The organism is Rhodoferax sp. GW822-FHT04A08, from assembly GCF_058801025.1.
Window position 1 is genome coordinate 49,242 of sequence record NZ_JBXAMW010000019.1, and the last position, 14,954, is coordinate 64,195.

The following is a 14,954-nucleotide window of genomic DNA, read 5'->3' on the forward strand; positions in this document are numbered from 1 at the left end:
CTTCGACTGGACGAAGCCGGGATTCTACCAGCGTGGCGCAGGGGTTATGCGCCTATGCGCTCCAGGCCGCCCATGAAGGGGCGCAGTGCCTCGGGAACGGTGATGGAGCCGTCGGCATTCTGGTAGTTCTCCAGCACGGCAACCAGGGTGCGGCCTACGGCCAGGCCGGAGCCGTTGAGGGTGTGGACCAGCTCGTTCTTGCCTTGCGCGTTCTTGTAGCGTGCCTGCAGGCGGCGGGACTGGAAGGCTTCGCAATTGGAGACGGAGCTGATTTCGCGGTAGGTGTTCTGCGCGGGCAGCCACACTTCCAGGTCATAGGTCTTGGCAGCGCCAAAGCCCATGTCGCCGGTGCACAGGCTCATGACGCGGTAGGGCAGGCCCAACTTTTGCAGAATGGCTTCGGCGTGGCCGGTCATTTCTTCCAATGCTTCGTAGCTCTTGTCGGGGTGCACGATCTGCACCATCTCGACCTTGTCGAACTGGTGCTGACGGATCAGGCCGCGGGTGTCACGGCCAGCGCTGCCCGCTTCGGAGCGGAAGCACGGTGTGTGGGCGGTGAGCTTGATGGGCAATTCGCTCTCGGCCACCACCACGTCACGCACGAAGTTGGTCATGGTGACTTCGCTGGTGGGGATGAGGTAGAGCGCGGTGTTGTCGGGTTGCTCTTCGCCCTCTTGTCCGCCTTTCTTGGCCGCAAACAGATCGCCTTCAAACTTGGGCAGCTGGCCGGTGCCGCGCAGGGTCTCGCCGTTGACGATGTAGGGTGTGTAGCACTCGGTGTAGCCGTGCTCGGTGGTTTGCACGTCCAACATGAACTGGGCCAGTGCGCGGTGCAGGCGGGCAATCTGCCCTTTCATCACGGTAAAGCGTGAACCGGTGAGCTTGACGCCCATCTCGAAGTCCAGGCCCAGGGGTTCGCCCAGATCCACATGGTCCTTGATGGCGAAGTCAAAGTTGCGCGGAGCGCCCCAGCTGCGCACCACCACATTGCCATGCTCGTCGCTACCCACGGGCACGCTCTCGTGCGGCAGATTGGGCACGGCCAACAGCAGGGTCTGCATCTCGGTCTGGATCTGGTCCAGGCGCGTGGCAGAGGTTTCCAGTTCGGTCTTGATGCCGGCGACTTCGGCCATGACAGCATCCACCTCGGCGGGCGTGCCCTTGGCCTTGAGCATGCCGATCTGCTTGCTCAGGGTGTTGCGCTTGCTTTGCAGCTCTTCGGTGCGCATCTGGATGGTCTTGCGCTCGGCTTCCAGGGTGCGAAACGCGTCTACATCCAGAAAGGTTTGCGGGGACTTGCGGGTGGCAAGGCGTGCCACGACGGTGTCGAGGTCTTTACGGAGTTGTGTGATGTCCAGCATGGTCTGATTTTACGTGTCCAGGCGCAGGCCCTTGGGCAGCGGGAACTTGACGGTTTCTTCGATGCCATTCATTTTGCGAACGGACACCGCGCCCAGCGATTTGATGCGGTCTATCACCGCCTTGACCAGAATCTCGGGAGCCGATGCGCCCGCAGTCAGCCCGACGCGCTGGGCGCCTTCAAACCACTCGGGTTGCAACTCATCGGCGCTGTCCACCATGTAGCTCTGTGTACCCAGCTTGCGGGCCACTTCGCGCAGGCGGTTGCTGTTGGAGCTGGTGGGGCTGCCCACCACGATCACCAAATCCACCTGCGGGCTCATCATCTTGACAGCGTCCTGCCGGTTTTGCGTGGCGTAGCAAATGTCCTGGTGCTTGGGTTCGCGCACCTTGGGGAAGCGCGCCTTGACCGCAGCGGCAATCTCGGCCGCATCGTCCACACTCAAGGTGGTTTGCGTCACCACCGCCAGCTTTTCGGTCTGGGACGGGTTGACGTGCGCCACGTCTTCCACGTCCTCCACCAGATGGATGCCGCTGTCGAGCTGGCCCATGGTGCCCTCCACCTCCGGGTGACCCTTGTGGCCGATCATGATGAACTCAAAGCCTTCCTTGTGCAGCTTGGCGACTTCCACATGGACCTTGGTCACCAGTGGGCAGGTGGCGTCAAAGATCTGAAAGCCACGTGCTGCCGCCTCTTCATGCACAGCCCGGCTCACGCCATGGGCGGAAAACACCAGGGTGGAACCCGGCGGAACGTCGGACAGCTCCTCGATGAAAATGGCGCCTTTTTGCTTGAGATCGTTCACCACATAGGTGTTGTGCACGATCTCGTGGCGCACGTAAATAGGTGCGCCAAATTTGGTCAGCGCCTTTTCCACAATCTCGATGGCGCGGTCCACGCCAGCGCAGAAACCGCGCGGCTCGGCCAGAAGAATCTCCTGTGTCATAGCACTCCGATCAGTTGAACCTCAAAGGTCACCGGCTGCCCCGCCAGGGGGTGGTTGAAATCGAACAGCACCGATGCATCCTTGACCTGCAGCACCACACCGGCAAACTTGCCCCGGCCATCCGGCGTAGGGAACTCCACCACGTCACCCACCGTGTAGGTCTCGTGGGGGTCGCCCATGTCGCTCAAGACCTTGCGCGCCAGCCACTGCTGCATGTCGGGGTTGCGCGGGCCAAAGGCCGCGCCTTCAGGCAGCTCAAACGTAGTGCGGGTGCCCTCCTCCAGTCCGATGAGGCGCTCCTCCACGGCAGGTGAAAGCTCACCCGTGCCCAGACTGAGCGTGGCCGGTTTTCCATCGAAGGTATTGATGATGTCCCCAGCCGGGCCCGACAGGCGGTAGTGCAAGGTGAGGAAGGAGCCCGCTTGAACGCGGGGAAGCGCTGTGGTCATAAAAGTCCCGATAAACTGGCCTCTATTGTAGAAAGCCGCCCTCCATGTCCGTCAAAGACCTTCCTGCAGAAGCCCGCCCGCGTGAAAAGCTGCTGGCGCGCGGCCCTTCGGCCCTTAGCGACGCGGAGCTGTTGGCCCTGCTGCTGCGCACCGGCATCGCCGGCAAGGGCGTGCTGCAGATGGCGGACGAATTGCTGCGCATACGGGGCAACGGCGACACACAGCAACCATCCGGCGGATTTGGCGGCATCGCCGGTCTGCTGCATGCCACACCGGATGACCTCAAGAAGGTCAAGGGTCTGGGCCCCGCCAAGCGCGCGGAACTGTTGGCCGTGCTGGAGCTGGCGCGGCGCGCGGTTGCCCAGCGCCTGCAGGAGCGCACCGTGCTGGCCGACCCGGCTGCCGTCAAACAGTACCTGCAGCTGCATTTGGCCCGGCGCACGCACGAGGTGTTTACCGTGTGCTTTCTGGATGCCCAGAACAAACTGGTGGCCACTGAAGAACTGTTTCGCGGAACGCTGACGCAGACCAGCGTCTACCCCAGGGAAGTGGCACTGCGCGCCCTGCACCACCACGCTGCCGCAGTGGTGCTGGCCCACAACCACCCCAGCGGTGCGGTGCAGCCGTCGGCCGCCGACATCTCCCTCACGCAGAACTTGCGTGCGGCCTTGGCATTGCTGGATGTGCGGGTGCTGGACCACATCATCGTGGCGCCTGGGCAGGCGCTGTCCATGGCAGAACAGGGGCTGCTGTGAAATTCAACTCCCTGGCCGATCTGAAGGCGGTCAAGAAAGAAATCGAGGCCCAGGCCCAGCACGCCGCCGCAGAAGCTGCAAGGCGTGCACTGGAGGCCAAGCGGCATGCGGCGCAAAGCAATCTGTTCCAGGCCGCCGTGGGCAAAGTGGCGCGGCTGCCAGAGCCACGCCTGGCCAACCTCAGACCAGCACCTCCCCTGCCTATCCCCAAGCAACAGCAACTCGATGACGCAGCCGCGCTGCAGGAAGCCATCAGCGACGAAGTCGACATCACCAGCCTGCTCGATACCGATGACCACCTGAGCTTTCGTCGGCCCGGTGTGGGCACCGACGTGACGCAGAAGCTGCGCAAGGGCAAATGGTCCATCCAGCGGCAAATCGACCTGCACGGGCTGCGCAGTGAAGAGGCGCGTGAGACCTTGTCCTCCTTCATCCGGGAGTCGCATCGCCAGGGCATCCGCTGCATTCGGGTCATCCATGGCAAGGGCCTGGGTTCGCCCGGCAAAGCTCCCGTGCTCAAAGACAAGGTGCGGCGCTGGCTGGTCCAGAAGTCGGAGGTGGTTGCCTTTGTGCAAGCACCACCGGCGCAGGGCGGCACCGGCGCTTTGCTGGTGCTGTTGCAGCCGGTGCGTGCTGGCTCCATGCATTTTCAGTTTTGATCACTTTCAAACATAATGCCAATAAGGATTGAAGTGATTCCAATCAAACTCATACTCTGGGAAAGAGCAAATGCAGGCGGTCCAATCGATCCAAACGTTGTCTTGTTGAGCGAATTTCCATGGATACATGGCAGTTCGTTAGCTTGGGCGTTGCCGCCCTGCTCTCCTGGCTGTACTGGCTGGAGCGCAAGAAACGGCTAGAAGCCACATCCGCCCGCGACCGGGCGCTGGTCGAGCTTTCGGTCAAACACGATCTGGACACGCTTACCGGGGCATTGACTCTCGAAGCCTTTGAAAAAGTGCTCGATGAAGCAACACGACGCGCCGACCGGGATGGATCTTCCTTCGCCGTGCTTGCCGTGTCACTGGATAATTTCGCCTTGATTGAAGACGGGTATGGAGAAGATCAGAGTCTGGAGGTTCTGAAGCTCACGGCGCAGCGCCTGGACCTTTGCGCCGGAACCAGCGGCAAGGTCTGCAAGGGCACTGCCGGGCAGTTCTTCATTCTTGTCAGTGGTGGTGCCACCGTGGGCACGGACCTGGCGGACCGCATCAAGGTTGCGCTGGCGCAGCCCTACGAGTTGGGTGACAACAGGGCGCACTCCACCGGCTCCATAGGCGTGGCCATCTATCCCGAGCATGGCGCGCGCGCGAAGATCCTGAGCAACGCCACGTTGGCCATGCGCAGCCTCAAAAACAGCGGCGGCGGGGATTACTGCCTCTACGACCCCAAGATGGCAGTGCAGGCCCGCGACGAAGCCGTACTGGTCAACGAACTGCGACTGGCGGTAGAGGCCAACCAGTTTGACCTCTACTTTCAACCCAAGATAGATGCCAAGAGCCTGCAGGTCACGGCGGCGGAAGCGTTGCTGCGTTGGCACCATCCAACGCGTGGATTTGTGAGCCCGGTCGTGTTCATCCCGCTGGCCGAAAAGTACGGTCTGATGGGCCCCATCGGCAACTGGGTGATCGAAGAAGCCTGCAGAACGCTGGCCGTCTGGCTGGAGAGTGGCCTGCGCATGCGCGTTGCCGTCAACATCTCGGGCTACCAGATGCGCCAGGACGATCTGGTGGAGCACATTGAGTCCGTGTTGCAGCGCTATGGCGTGCGGCCCAACAACTTCACCTGCGAGATCACCGAGACCGTGGCCATGGAAGACACGCAGGCGACCAAGCTCACTTTCGAAAAAATGCGCAAGGCCGGATTTCACGTATCCATCGACGACTTTGGCACCGGCTATTCCAGCTTGGGATCGCTGCGGCGCCTGCCTGCTGCCGAACTCAAGATCGATCGCGCATTCGTGACCGATCTGGAGGAAAGCGAAGAGGCCCGCTCCATCGCCAAGTCGGTCATCGACATGGCACGGGCACTCAATCTCAAGGTCATCGCGGAAGGTGTGGAAACGCGCGGTCAGTGCGACGTCCTGGTGCAGATGGGGTGCGACGAGTTGCAGGGATTCCTGTTCTCCATGCCCATCCGTGCAGATGAGCTGCAACAAATGGCCATGAACCGGCATTCTGAAGAGAATGCCGAGTTCCGTGATTCGCTCTACGCCACCAACTTCGTCACCAATCTGGGCTCACTCAAGCAGTGAGATTGCGTGCCAACTAACGATTGGCGTTGGGGAAGAAAAGCTGCTGGCCCTCGATCTTGTAGGAAGCAATCACCGTCTGACCAGCCGGTGAGGTCACCCAGTCGACAAACTTCTGCGCATCCGCGGCCTTCACGTGCGGGAACTTGGCCGGATTGACCACCATGACGCCGTATTGGTTGAACAGTGCCTTGTCACCCTCCACCAGAATGGCCAAGTCCGCACGGTTCTTGAAACTCAGCCAGGTGCCGCGATCGGCCAGCACATAGGAGCCGGTGCTGGCGGCCATGTTGAGCGCGGGCCCCATGCCGCAGCCGCACTCCTTGTAACCGCTGCCCTTGGATGCGCCATCGCCCAGTGCCTTCCAGAAACGCAGCTCAGCAGCATGGGTGCCGCTCTTGTCACCGCGCGAAATGAAGCTGGCGTTGCCCGCTGCAATCTTGCGCAGCGCATCGCCAATGTCCTTGCCCTTTGTCTTTGCCGGATCAGCCGCCGGCCCGATAAGCACAAAGTCGTTGTACATCACGGGAAAGCGCTTGACGGCATAACCCTCAGCCACCACTTTTTCTTCGGCCACCTGGTCATGCACGAACAGCACGTCCGCATCGCCGCGGCGCCCCATGTCGATGGCCTGCCCCGTACCCACGGCTACCACCTTGACGTCCACACCGGTAGCCTTCTTGAACTCGGGCAACAGGAAGGGGAACAAGCCCGATTGCTCGGTAGAGGTGGTGGATGCCATCACGATGGAGGCTTGCTGTGCGTATGCCTGTGTGGCCAGGACAGCGCAACCGATCAGGGCCGAGAGCAACAGTCGACGTGGCAGGACTTGGGATGTGTGGACGAGGTTTTTCAAACGAGTTCTCCTTTTACAAAAGCATGGGCATGGGGAAACTGCTGCTGCAGCACTCCGGAGTCAAAAAATTCGTGTACCGGCAAGTCCACCAGCAGGCGGCCTTGCTCCAGGTACAGCACACGTGTGGCCAGGCGCTTGACCTGACCCAGGTTGTGGCTGGCAAAAGCCAGTGTCATGGTGGGGTCAGCAACAGAGAACTGCTGGATCAGCGCCTCCACCTCCCGCTTGGCATGGGGGTCCAGACTGGAAGTGGGCTCATCCAGCATCAGCACATGGGGCTGCATGGCCCAGGCGCGCGCCAGGGCCACCCGCTGCTGCTGTCCGCCCGAGAGTCGGTGTGCCGCACGCAGCGCGTGCTCTGCCATGCCCACCTGCTGTAGCGCAGATACTGCCGAGTGCCGGGCTTGCGCCCAGTTCTGGCCACGCAGCCAGAGTCCCAGCGCCACATTGCTCAGTGCCGACATGCGCATCAGATAAGGTCGCTGGAACACCATGGCATGGCGCAGCGATTCGTTGCGTGCGAATTGGCCCGTGCTGGGCGCGATCAGGCCGTGCAACACGCGCAGCAGGGTGCTTTTTCCGCAGCCATTGGCGCCGATCAGGGCCACCCGCTCGCCGGGCGCGATTTTCAGCGTGATGTCCCGCAAGGCATGCAGCACGCGTGCACCTTTGCCAAACCGCACATTCACCTGTTGCAGGGAGACGACCGGCATCACAGACCCAACCCCATGGGAGCCAGCGCATTGGAAACGCCCTCTTCCTGCTCGCGCCACTTGCGCAAGGAGGACACCAGCACGTTCAGCAACAGCACTACGGCCAGCAAGACGATTCCCAGCCCCAGGGCCAGTGGCAAATCGCCCTTGCTGGTTTCCAGCGCAATGGCTGTGGTCATCACGCGGGTGAATCCGTCAATGTTGCCGCCCACGATCATGACCGCGCCCACTTCCGAGATGGCCCGGCCAAAGGCAGCCAGCAACACGGTCAGCAGCGCGTAGCGCTCATCCCAAGCCAGCAGCACGCTGCGCAACAGGGAGCGCGCGCCCAGCGACTGCAGTTGTTCACCATGCAGACCTTCCGCATCCTCCACCACTTGGCGCGTGAGCGCCGTCACCACGGGCAACACCAACAAGCCCTGGGCCAGCACCATGGCCTTGAAGGAAAACAGCCACCCCAGAAATCCCAGAGGCCCGCTGCGAGACAGCAACAGATACACCACCAGACCCACGACCACCGAAGGTACGGCCAGAAACGTGTTCAGCAGCGCCAGCAGCATCTGGCGTCCGCGGAAGCGGCTCACGCCTATCAAGGCGCCCAGCACCAGCCCCAGCGCACAGGCGATGGCGGTCGCGCAGGCGCTCACCCAGAGCGAGCGCGCCACGATGGCCAGAAGATTGGGGTCCAGGGAAAAAATCAGATGCAGCGCCGTTGCGGCACTATCGGTAAAGCTCGTCATAACTTCAGGTATCGTAGTCGCTCACCCAAATACCAACCATATGAAACGCTGTGCATAGGATCCAGTTCCACTACACCCTCTCGCGTACCGGCAGTCCCGCACAAGTGCGCAACCCGTTGATCGATTTGCTGCAGGCGGTTTCCACGCATGGCTCCATTTCGGCCGGCGCACGCGCGCTGGGTCTGAGCTACCGCCATGTGTGGGGCGAGCTCAAGCGTTGGGAACAGGAGTTGGGCAGCGAATTGCTGATCTGGGAAAAAGGCCAATCGGCCCGACTCACCGAATTCGGCTCCAAGCTGATGTGGGCCGAAGGTCAGGCGCAGGCGCGCCTGGCGCCGCAGATCGAAGCCTTGCGAAGCGAGCTGGAGCGGGCCTTTGCCATCGCCTTCGACCCGCAGGCGCACGTCGCCATGCTGTATGCCAGCCATGACGATGCGCTGGGCACCTTGCGTGAATTTGCCCTGGGCGATGGCGAGTCGACCTCGCCTGCGCGCGTGCACCTGGACATCCGTTTCAGCGGCAGTGTGGATGCCATTCGGGCGCTCAACGAAGGGCGCTGCGTGATGGCAGGTTTCCATACCGTGCAGAACCCGGTGCCGGGGTCTGTGGCCGAAAAGATCTACAAGCCCTTGCTCAAACCCGGACTGCACAAGATCATCGGCTTTGCCACCCGCACTCAGGGGTTGATGGTGGCCGCAGGCAACCCCTTGCAGCTCAACAGCCTGCAGGATGTGCAAGAGCGCAATGCACGCTTTATCAACCGTCCGCTGGGCACGGGAACGCGCGTGGTACTGGACGAATTGCTGCGTCAGTCGTCGCTGGATGCGACGCAATTTCCCGGGTACGCACACACCGAACCTTCGCATGTCGCAGTGGCACACGCCATTGCTTCGGGCATGGCGGATGTCGGACTGGGCATCGAAGTGGCCGCCCGGGCACACGGACTGGGCTTTGTGCCTTTGCTGGAAGAAAACTACCACCTGGTGTGTCTCAAGTCTGCGCTGGATGACCCGGCTATACAGGCCCTGATGGTCCTGCTGCAGAGCGAGGCATGGCAAGCGCGGCTGTCGACCTTGCCGGGCTACCGCGCCTGGCATAGCGGCGAGGTGCAATCCTTGCGCAAGGTGCTGCCGTGGTGGACCTTTGGCAGCAAGACACCGGGCTAACCACCGCCTCTTTGCATGTAGAGATCAAAACGCTTCATGAAGGCGTTGCGCGTGCCGTCGTCGATGCCGGCAAAGCGGAAACGCACGATCAGCCGCGGCATGCTCACCTGGGCAATCACGCGCGGCTCGGCCACCTCCCATTTGAGCCCCAGTGCACCATCCCCGATGCGCACGCCCACCGTGCGATCCTGGCGCTTCCAATGATGGTCGCCCAAGGCTTCGGGTAGCCAGCGCAACCAGTCCTCCTCGGTGCAGGCCATATCGCGCTCAAAGCGCTCGTCGTAAGAAGCTTGCATGGGTGCTGCGTTCACCCACCCGCAATAGGCGGCCAGATGGCCAGCACGTCATCGGGCTGCAGAGCATGGGTGGCCCGGTCCTGCGGCGCGATGTACTTGCCGTTGATGAGCACCAAATGCACCATCTTCTCGGGCAGGCCGAATGGTTCTATGACCTGCAATATGGTGGCGCCATCCGGCACTTGCAGATCCATCTGGTTGCTGGTGCGCACCTGCTGCGGCAGAAAGTCGGTAAGCGAGGCGAACAGCTTGAAAGTGATTTTCATGAATGCCAATGCTAGCGTCTGCGTGTGTCGTTCGGACCGGACCAGTCCTGCTGCCCCTGCGCGGCGCCAAGATAGGCTTCCATCAGCCGGGTCGGATCGGCCTTGAGTACTTCTTTCCAGGCACCCAGCTTGACCTGGCCTTCCACCAGTCCACGCATTGCGCCCACGTGGCTGGTCCATCCAACCGAATTGCAGCCCACCAGCACATCGTCCTTGAATTGCAAGCTCAGGTGACGGCCATTGGGCAGATCGGTCAGCTCCACATGCTCACCGCCGGGGCGACCTTGCCAGTCGCCAAAGCTGGTGGAGATCAGACCCAGCGTGTCGAGCACATTGATTTGCGTGACACCCTGCAACTCCGCGGCCAGTGGCGTACCGCGTGCATGGCTGACCATATTCATGGCGGCAATGCGCGCCTGCTCCGCGGCGTTGGGCTGGATGGCGCTCACGATCATCTTGCCGCTGACCTTGTCGAACGCTTCGGCGCAATCGCCTGCAGCAAAAATGCCGGGCACATTGGTCTGCAGATGCTCGTCGGTGAGCACGCCCAGCAGACAGGTCACACCGGAATTCTCCAGGTACCCAATCGCGGGCCGCACACCGGCGGCGCTGATGACCAGATCGGCCTCTACCGTCTTGCCGTTGGACAACTTGACCTGCAAGGGCTTGCCGGCCGTGATCGACTCCACTTTGGTGCTGGTAAATACCTGCACGCCCTTGGCTTCACACCACTCGCGGATCATGCCGCCCGCGGTGGGGCCCATCATGCGCGGCACCATGCGGTCTCCCATTTCCACCACGTTGAGCTGCACGCCCCGTGCGGCCAGCGCCTCCATGATGATGCAGCCGATGAAGCCCGCACCCAATTGCAGCACTCGAGCGCCCTTGGTGGCCAGCTCCGCGATCTTGCGGGCATCCTCCAGCGTCCAGCAGGTGTGCACTCCCTCGGAATCAATGCCTGCGATGGGTGGACGTATCGGATGCGAACCGGTGGCGATCAGCAGGGTGTCGAACGCCAGACGCTGGCCATTGTCCAGCTCCACACTTTTTCCCGCAGCGTCGACGGAAGTTGCCTTGGCCTGGATGACCTGGATGTTCTGGTCGAAAAAATGCGTTGGGCTCTTGCGCAGAAAGGTGCCACTCTCATCCACCTTGCCGATCAGCAAGTACGGGATGGCCATGCGCGAATAGGCCGATTCACGCTCATCACCCACGATGGTGATGGCGTCCTGCGGTGCTTGTTTGCGGATGGTCTCGGCCGCAATGACACCGGCAGGGCCGGCGCCGAGAATCAAATGGTGGGTCATGGTGTTTGCTCCAAAAAAGAAAAGGCGGCCCGATCAAGACCGCCTTCCATGCACCTCACTGTGCGCACCGGTTGATGTGCTGCACCTGAGGTTTACCGGTGGCCTACAGGCCCAGGCGCTTGCGGGTTTCGGCGGTCGGACGGCCTTCAGCATCCCAACCGCGCGCAGCGTAGTACTTGGGCATCATTTCAGCCAGCATGTTGACCTTGCCCTTGGCCGGGCCGGTGGTCACGGCCTCGGTCAGCAGGCGCTTGGGCAGGCTGTCGTCCTTGGCGGTGAAACCGGCGCGGTTGTTGAACTCGCGCTCCATGTTCCAGATGCGCTCGCCGATGTGGGCCAGTGCTTCGGTGTCGAATTCGTCACCGCATGCGCCCTGCAGTTGCGGCGCCAGATCGGCCAGTCCCCAAGCGAAGGTGGTGAAGATGCACAGACCGGAAGAGTCAAACGCAGCGGTTGCATCCTGGAACGCCTTCACCAGTTCAGGCTTGCCTTCATGCTCCAGCGGATCGGTCTTGACGGGAATACCCAACACTTCGGACGCGATGGTGTAGCCACGCAGGTGGCAGCCGCCACGGTTGGAAGTGGCGTAGGCCAGGCCGATGCCCTGGATGGCGCGGCCGTCGTATGCGGGGAACTCCTGGCCCTTGCTGCTCATGGACAGGTCGGGGTGACCGTACTTGGCGCACAGACGCTTGGAGCCTTGGCCGATTTCCTTGCCGAAGCCGCGACCATGCACGGTCTCGTCCACCAGAAAGGCCAGGGCCTGCGCAGAGCCGAAGTTGGCCTCAATGCCGATCTGCTCCTTGGTCAGCACACCCATTTCGTACAACTCCATCACCGCACCCACGGTAGTGCCGAAGCTGATGGGGTCAATGCCCTCTTCGTTGCAGATCATGTTGGCGTATTGCAGGGCTTCCAGATCCTTCACGCCGTTGGCAGCACCCAGGGCCCAGGCCGCTTCGTATTCCAAGCCGCCCGATGCGCCCCAGTATTGCGGTTTGGTGGCCACGGTGAAGTGGCCTTGGTCCATCTTGCTGATGCGTCCGCAGGCAATGGTGCAACCGAAGCAGGCCTGGTTGGTCACCAGATGCTTCTTGCCATCGGTGGCGCGCGGTGTGGCCATGGCTTCGGCGGAAATGTCCTTGGCACCTTCGAACTGGCTGGCGCGGTGGTTGCGCGTAGGCAGGCCGCCGACTTCGTTGATCACGTTCATGAGCACCTGTGTGCCGTAGGCCGGCAGGCCCTGTCCGGTGACGCCGTTCTCGGCCAGGATTTTTTTCTTGTCCTTGACGGCTTGCATGAAGGCAGCTGGGTTGTGGATATTGCCCACGCCCTTGGTGCCGCGCACAGCGATGGCCTTGAGGTTCTTGCTGCCCATGACGGTGCCCACGCCTGAGCGGCCGGCCGCACGGTGCAGGTCATTCACCACGGCGGCGTATAGCACGCCGTTTTCGCCGGACTTGCCAATGCTGGACACGCGTGTCAGCGGATCCTGCAGGCTCTTCTTGAGCGTCTCTTCGGTTTCCCACACGCTCTTGCCCCACAGGTGCGAGGCGTCGCGCAGCTCGGCCAAGTCGTCGTTGACATAGAGATACACCGGCTTGGCGCTCTTGCCTTCGAAGATGACCATGTCCCAGCCTGCCATCTTGAACTCCGCACCCCAGTAGCCACCGGAGTTGGAGCAGGCGATGGCGCCGGTCAGCGGGCTCTTGGTGATGACGGTGTAACGGCCACCGGTGGAGGCCATGGTGCCGGTCAAGGGGCCGGTGGCCCAGATGATCTTGTTGGCTGGCGAGAGTGGATCCACGGTGGCGTCGACCTCTTCGCACAGGTACTTGGTGCCCAGCCCGCGCGAGCCGATGTAGGCACGTGCCCACTCCATGTTGAGGGGTTCGGATGTGACGGTGCCCGCGGTCAAATCAACGCGGAGAATTTTTCCTGCCCAAGACATGATGGTGCTCCTTAAGATGCAGAAGGCTGGTTGCCCAGCTTGTTGGCCCATTGCTCCATCTTGGAGAGTCCGGTCCAGTTGGCGTCAATGAACGTGATGGCTCCGGTCGGGCAGGCCGATGCGCAAGCGGGGTCGCCACCGCACAGGTCGCACTTCTGCACCTTGCCGGTCTCTTCCACATAGTTGATGGTGCCGAAGGGGCAGGCAATGGTGCATACCTTGCACCCCACACAGGTGGCCTCGTTGACCACCTTGGCACCGGTGACCTTGTCCACAGTAATGGCCTCTACCGGGCAGGCATGCAGGCACCACGCTTCGTCGCATTGGGTGCAGGTGTAGGGAACCTTCTTGCCGGTTTCGTGGAAATTGAAAACCTTGATGCGGGACTTGGCCGTGGCGAAGGTGCCGTAGTTCTCGTAGGAACAGGCCATCTCGCACTGCAGGCACCCGGTGCACTTGTCAGCGTTGATATGCAACAACTTTTGCATGCGTTTCTCCTATGTTTAATCTGCAGGCCTGGTGTAACCTATGCACATCCGTGCCTATGAAATGATTTGCCTATGCATTGTTGGAGCAGCAGACCTTGTAAGCTCTAGGGATAACCCTAGTCAGGATTGGCAAATGTTCAATATTCTCAATTTGCAACACCTCGCCCACGCCGCCTGCACTCTGTCTTCGCACTACACCTGTCCCGCCCGAATCCACCATGAGCACGCCCGCCCACACTGACACCACCCAACGCAATCGACTGGACGCGATTGCGCAAGCGCGTCGCGCGTTGCTGGTGGGCGAGCGCTGCGACGCGCCGCTGGTAGCACCGTGGGTGGAGCGCTCCTGGCAGCGCTGTCTGCAACAGGGGCTGCAACCTCACGCCTGTGCGGAATTTGATGTCATCAGCAGCGCCACGGCACGTCATACCGCTGAGGGCAATGCACGTCTGGTGCAAACCGCCAGACCTCTGCTCGAGAAGCTGGGCAGAGCCATTGTCAACACCGGTTACTTTGCCATCCTGACCAACCAGCATGGAGTGGTAGTGGATGTGAATGGTCCGATTGACCGCAGTGACCGACGCGCCGACCTGATCACCCGCATAGGCACCGATTTGTCTGAACAACGCGTGGGCACCACGGCCATCGGCACTGCACTGTCCGAGCAACAGCCAGTCTGGCTGCATCGCGGGGAACATTTCTTTTCCAACACGTCTGTCTACAGTTGCGCCGGTGCGCCGGTATTTGGCGCCAACGGAAGTTGCATCGGCATGCTGGACCTGACCGGCATCGATGCGGTGGAGCGCCCTGAACTCTGCCACTTGGTGACGCAGGTTGCCGGGAAGATCAGCAACGCCATGGTGCTGGCACATACGCACAGCGTGATGCTGCGTCTGAATTGGCCTGGCAATACATTGGGCAACGATGCCGACGGCATCGTCTGCCTGGATGCCGACGGCTGGATCACCGGAGCCAATGCCGTGGCGCGCCAGATGGTTTCAGGCCTGGGCACGGGGCAACTCAAACCCGTGCACGCCGAAGAAGTGTTTGGCCTGCCCCTGCAGATGGTGTTTGATGCTGCCAAACGCAGCCAGGCCATGCTGGAGATTCCGCTGTGGACGGGATTGCGGTTGCAAGCCTCGGCAGTCCTGGCCGCCCATGAGAACCTGCCCCCGCACTACGACGCAGGCTTAGGCCAAGGCACGGGCAGAGGGCTGAAAGACATGGAGACAGCCATGATTCGTCGCGCTGTCGAGCAAGCCAAGGGCAATGTGGCCAAGGCGGCCCAGACCCTGGGCATCAGCCGTGCCACCGTGTACCGCAAACTGGGGCGCCAACCCAAGTCTTAGAGGCCAAGCGATTGCTCAGTGACAAAAGATGCAGGCGCAAATATTGCTCTTGCTGAATTAA

At 61.6% G+C, this 14,954-nt stretch carries 16 protein-coding genes; 5 read left to right on the forward strand and 11 right to left on the reverse strand.

What is annotated here, in order from left to right:
- Positions 1-44 precede the first annotated feature (44 nt).
- Genes serS through AC1RMF_RS23590 form a run of 3 tightly spaced genes read right to left on the reverse strand, consistent with a single transcriptional unit; the run spans position 45 to position 2,755 of the window.
- On the reverse strand, positions 45-1,361 hold the full coding sequence (gene serS / locus AC1RMF_RS23580; protein ID WP_493144749.1) for a serine--tRNA ligase: 1,317 nt from the start codon (positions 1,359-1,361) through the stop codon (positions 45-47).
- Positions 1,362-1,370: 9 nt separating this feature from the next.
- Complete coding sequence (gene ispH, locus AC1RMF_RS23585) at positions 1,371-2,306, reverse strand: 4-hydroxy-3-methylbut-2-enyl diphosphate reductase (RefSeq protein WP_493144751.1); 936 nt, start codon at positions 2,304-2,306, stop codon at positions 1,371-1,373.
- A complete protein-coding gene (locus AC1RMF_RS23590; protein ID WP_342618596.1) occupies positions 2,303-2,755 on the reverse strand; it encodes an FKBP-type peptidyl-prolyl cis-trans isomerase in 453 nt (150 codons plus the stop codon). The genes ispH and AC1RMF_RS23590 overlap by 4 nt, the downstream gene beginning before the upstream one ends.
- 44 nt (positions 2,756-2,799) lie before the next feature.
- On the opposite strand from AC1RMF_RS23590, the gene radC reads away from it, so the two are divergent.
- The 3 genes from radC (at position 2,800) to AC1RMF_RS23605 (ending at position 5,764) form a co-directional block, all read left to right on the forward strand.
- Complete coding sequence (gene radC / locus AC1RMF_RS23595) at positions 2,800-3,510, forward strand: RadC family protein (protein WP_342618597.1); 711 nt, start codon at positions 2,800-2,802, stop codon at positions 3,508-3,510.
- Positions 3,507-4,169, forward strand: coding sequence for a Smr/MutS family protein (locus AC1RMF_RS23600; RefSeq protein WP_342618598.1), 663 nt, complete (start codon positions 3,507-3,509; stop codon positions 4,167-4,169). Before radC ends, AC1RMF_RS23600 begins: the two co-directional genes overlap by 4 nt.
- A 119-nt stretch (positions 4,170-4,288) precedes the next feature.
- On the forward strand, positions 4,289-5,764 hold the full coding sequence (locus tag AC1RMF_RS23605) for a putative bifunctional diguanylate cyclase/phosphodiesterase (RefSeq protein WP_493144755.1): 1,476 nt from the start codon (positions 4,289-4,291) through the stop codon (positions 5,762-5,764).
- A gap of 13 nt (positions 5,765-5,777) precedes the next feature.
- On the opposite strand, the gene AC1RMF_RS23610 is transcribed toward AC1RMF_RS23605, so the two are convergent.
- From AC1RMF_RS23610 to AC1RMF_RS23620, 3 genes are read right to left on the reverse strand one after another with little or no spacing between them, the layout of a single operon-like run.
- Positions 5,778-6,572: an ABC transporter substrate-binding protein gene (locus AC1RMF_RS23610; RefSeq protein ID WP_342621187.1), complete on the reverse strand. Its 795-nt coding sequence runs from the start codon at positions 6,570-6,572 to the stop codon at positions 5,778-5,780.
- 41 nt (positions 6,573-6,613) lie between these two features.
- On the reverse strand, positions 6,614-7,330 hold the full coding sequence (locus AC1RMF_RS23615; RefSeq protein ID WP_493144757.1) for an ABC transporter ATP-binding protein: 717 nt from the start codon (positions 7,328-7,330) through the stop codon (positions 6,614-6,616).
- Entirely contained in the window at positions 7,330-8,070 is a 741-nt protein-coding gene (locus tag AC1RMF_RS23620; RefSeq protein WP_493144759.1) for an ABC transporter permease, read from the reverse strand. Before AC1RMF_RS23620 ends, AC1RMF_RS23615 begins: the two co-directional genes overlap by 1 nt.
- 50 nt (positions 8,071-8,120) lie before the next feature.
- On the opposite strand from AC1RMF_RS23620, the gene AC1RMF_RS23625 reads away from it, so the two are divergent.
- Entirely contained in the window at positions 8,121-9,236 is a 1,116-nt protein-coding gene (locus tag AC1RMF_RS23625) for a substrate-binding domain-containing protein (RefSeq protein WP_342618602.1), read from the forward strand.
- On the opposite strand, the gene AC1RMF_RS23630 is transcribed toward AC1RMF_RS23625, so the two are convergent.
- From AC1RMF_RS23630 to AC1RMF_RS23650, 5 genes are all read right to left on the reverse strand, one after another.
- Positions 9,233-9,532: a hypothetical protein gene (locus AC1RMF_RS23630; protein WP_493144761.1), complete on the reverse strand. Its 300-nt coding sequence runs from the start codon at positions 9,530-9,532 to the stop codon at positions 9,233-9,235. The genes AC1RMF_RS23625 and AC1RMF_RS23630 overlap by 4 nt on opposite strands.
- Positions 9,533-9,543: 11 nt before the next feature.
- Positions 9,544-9,798 carry a sulfur carrier protein ThiS gene (thiS, locus tag AC1RMF_RS23635; RefSeq protein ID WP_342618604.1) on the reverse strand — a complete coding sequence of 85 codons (255 nt, stop codon included), beginning with the start codon at positions 9,796-9,798 and terminating at the stop codon, positions 9,544-9,546.
- Positions 9,799-9,809: 11 nt separating this feature from the next.
- Positions 9,810-11,105 (reverse strand): NAD(P)/FAD-dependent oxidoreductase, encoded by a 1,296-nt coding sequence (locus AC1RMF_RS23640; RefSeq protein WP_493144763.1) that lies wholly within the window; start codon positions 11,103-11,105, stop codon positions 9,810-9,812.
- Between the two features lie 103 nt (positions 11,106-11,208).
- Positions 11,209-13,056, reverse strand: coding sequence for an aldehyde ferredoxin oxidoreductase family protein (locus AC1RMF_RS23645; protein WP_493144765.1), 1,848 nt, complete (start codon positions 13,054-13,056; stop codon positions 11,209-11,211).
- Positions 13,057-13,067: 11 nt separating this feature from the next.
- Entirely contained in the window at positions 13,068-13,544 is a 477-nt protein-coding gene (locus AC1RMF_RS23650; protein ID WP_342618607.1) for a 4Fe-4S dicluster domain-containing protein, read from the reverse strand.
- Between the two features lie 218 nt (positions 13,545-13,762).
- Here AC1RMF_RS23650 and AC1RMF_RS23655 point away from each other — a divergent pair, with 218 nt between their 5' ends.
- Positions 13,763-14,893, forward strand: a complete 1,131-nt coding sequence (locus AC1RMF_RS23655) for a helix-turn-helix domain-containing protein (RefSeq protein ID WP_493144767.1) — start codon at positions 13,763-13,765, stop codon at positions 14,891-14,893.
- Positions 14,894-14,954: the final 61 nt, after the last annotated feature.

What these genes read in the sequence shown, in the direction of transcription:
- AC1RMF_RS23590 (WP_342618596.1), bottom strand. Translation starts at nt 2,755, where the DNA reads ATGACCACAGCGCTTCCCCGCGTTCAAGCGGGCTCCTTCCTCACCTTG.
- AC1RMF_RS23640 (WP_493144763.1), bottom strand. Translation starts at nt 11,105, where the DNA reads ATGACCCACCATTTGATTCTCGGCGCCGGCCCTGCCGGTGTCATTGCG.
- ispH (WP_493144751.1), bottom strand. Translation starts at nt 2,306, where the DNA reads ATGACACAGGAGATTCTTCTGGCCGAGCCGCGCGGTTTCTGCGCTGGC.
- thiS (WP_342618604.1), bottom strand. Translation starts at nt 9,798, where the DNA reads ATGAAAATCACTTTCAAGCTGTTCGCCTCGCTTACCGACTTTCTGCCG.
- AC1RMF_RS23655 (WP_493144767.1), top strand. Translation starts at nt 13,763, where the DNA reads ATGAGCACGCCCGCCCACACTGACACCACCCAACGCAATCGACTGGAC.
- AC1RMF_RS23650 (WP_342618607.1), bottom strand. Translation starts at nt 13,544, where the DNA reads ATGCAAAAGTTGTTGCATATCAACGCTGACAAGTGCACCGGGTGCCTG.
- radC (WP_342618597.1), top strand. Translation starts at nt 2,800, where the DNA reads ATGTCCGTCAAAGACCTTCCTGCAGAAGCCCGCCCGCGTGAAAAGCTG.
- AC1RMF_RS23630 (WP_493144761.1), bottom strand. Translation starts at nt 9,532, where the DNA reads ATGCAAGCTTCTTACGACGAGCGCTTTGAGCGCGATATGGCCTGCACC.
- AC1RMF_RS23645 (WP_493144765.1), bottom strand. Translation starts at nt 13,056, where the DNA reads ATGTCTTGGGCAGGAAAAATTCTCCGCGTTGATTTGACCGCGGGCACC.
- AC1RMF_RS23620 (WP_493144759.1), bottom strand. Translation starts at nt 8,070, where the DNA reads ATGACGAGCTTTACCGATAGTGCCGCAACGGCGCTGCATCTGATTTTT.
- serS (WP_493144749.1), bottom strand. Translation starts at nt 1,361, where the DNA reads ATGCTGGACATCACACAACTCCGTAAAGACCTCGACACCGTCGTGGCA.
- AC1RMF_RS23615 (WP_493144757.1), bottom strand. Translation starts at nt 7,330, where the DNA reads ATGCCGGTCGTCTCCCTGCAACAGGTGAATGTGCGGTTTGGCAAAGGT.
- AC1RMF_RS23605 (WP_493144755.1), top strand. Translation starts at nt 4,289, where the DNA reads ATGGATACATGGCAGTTCGTTAGCTTGGGCGTTGCCGCCCTGCTCTCC.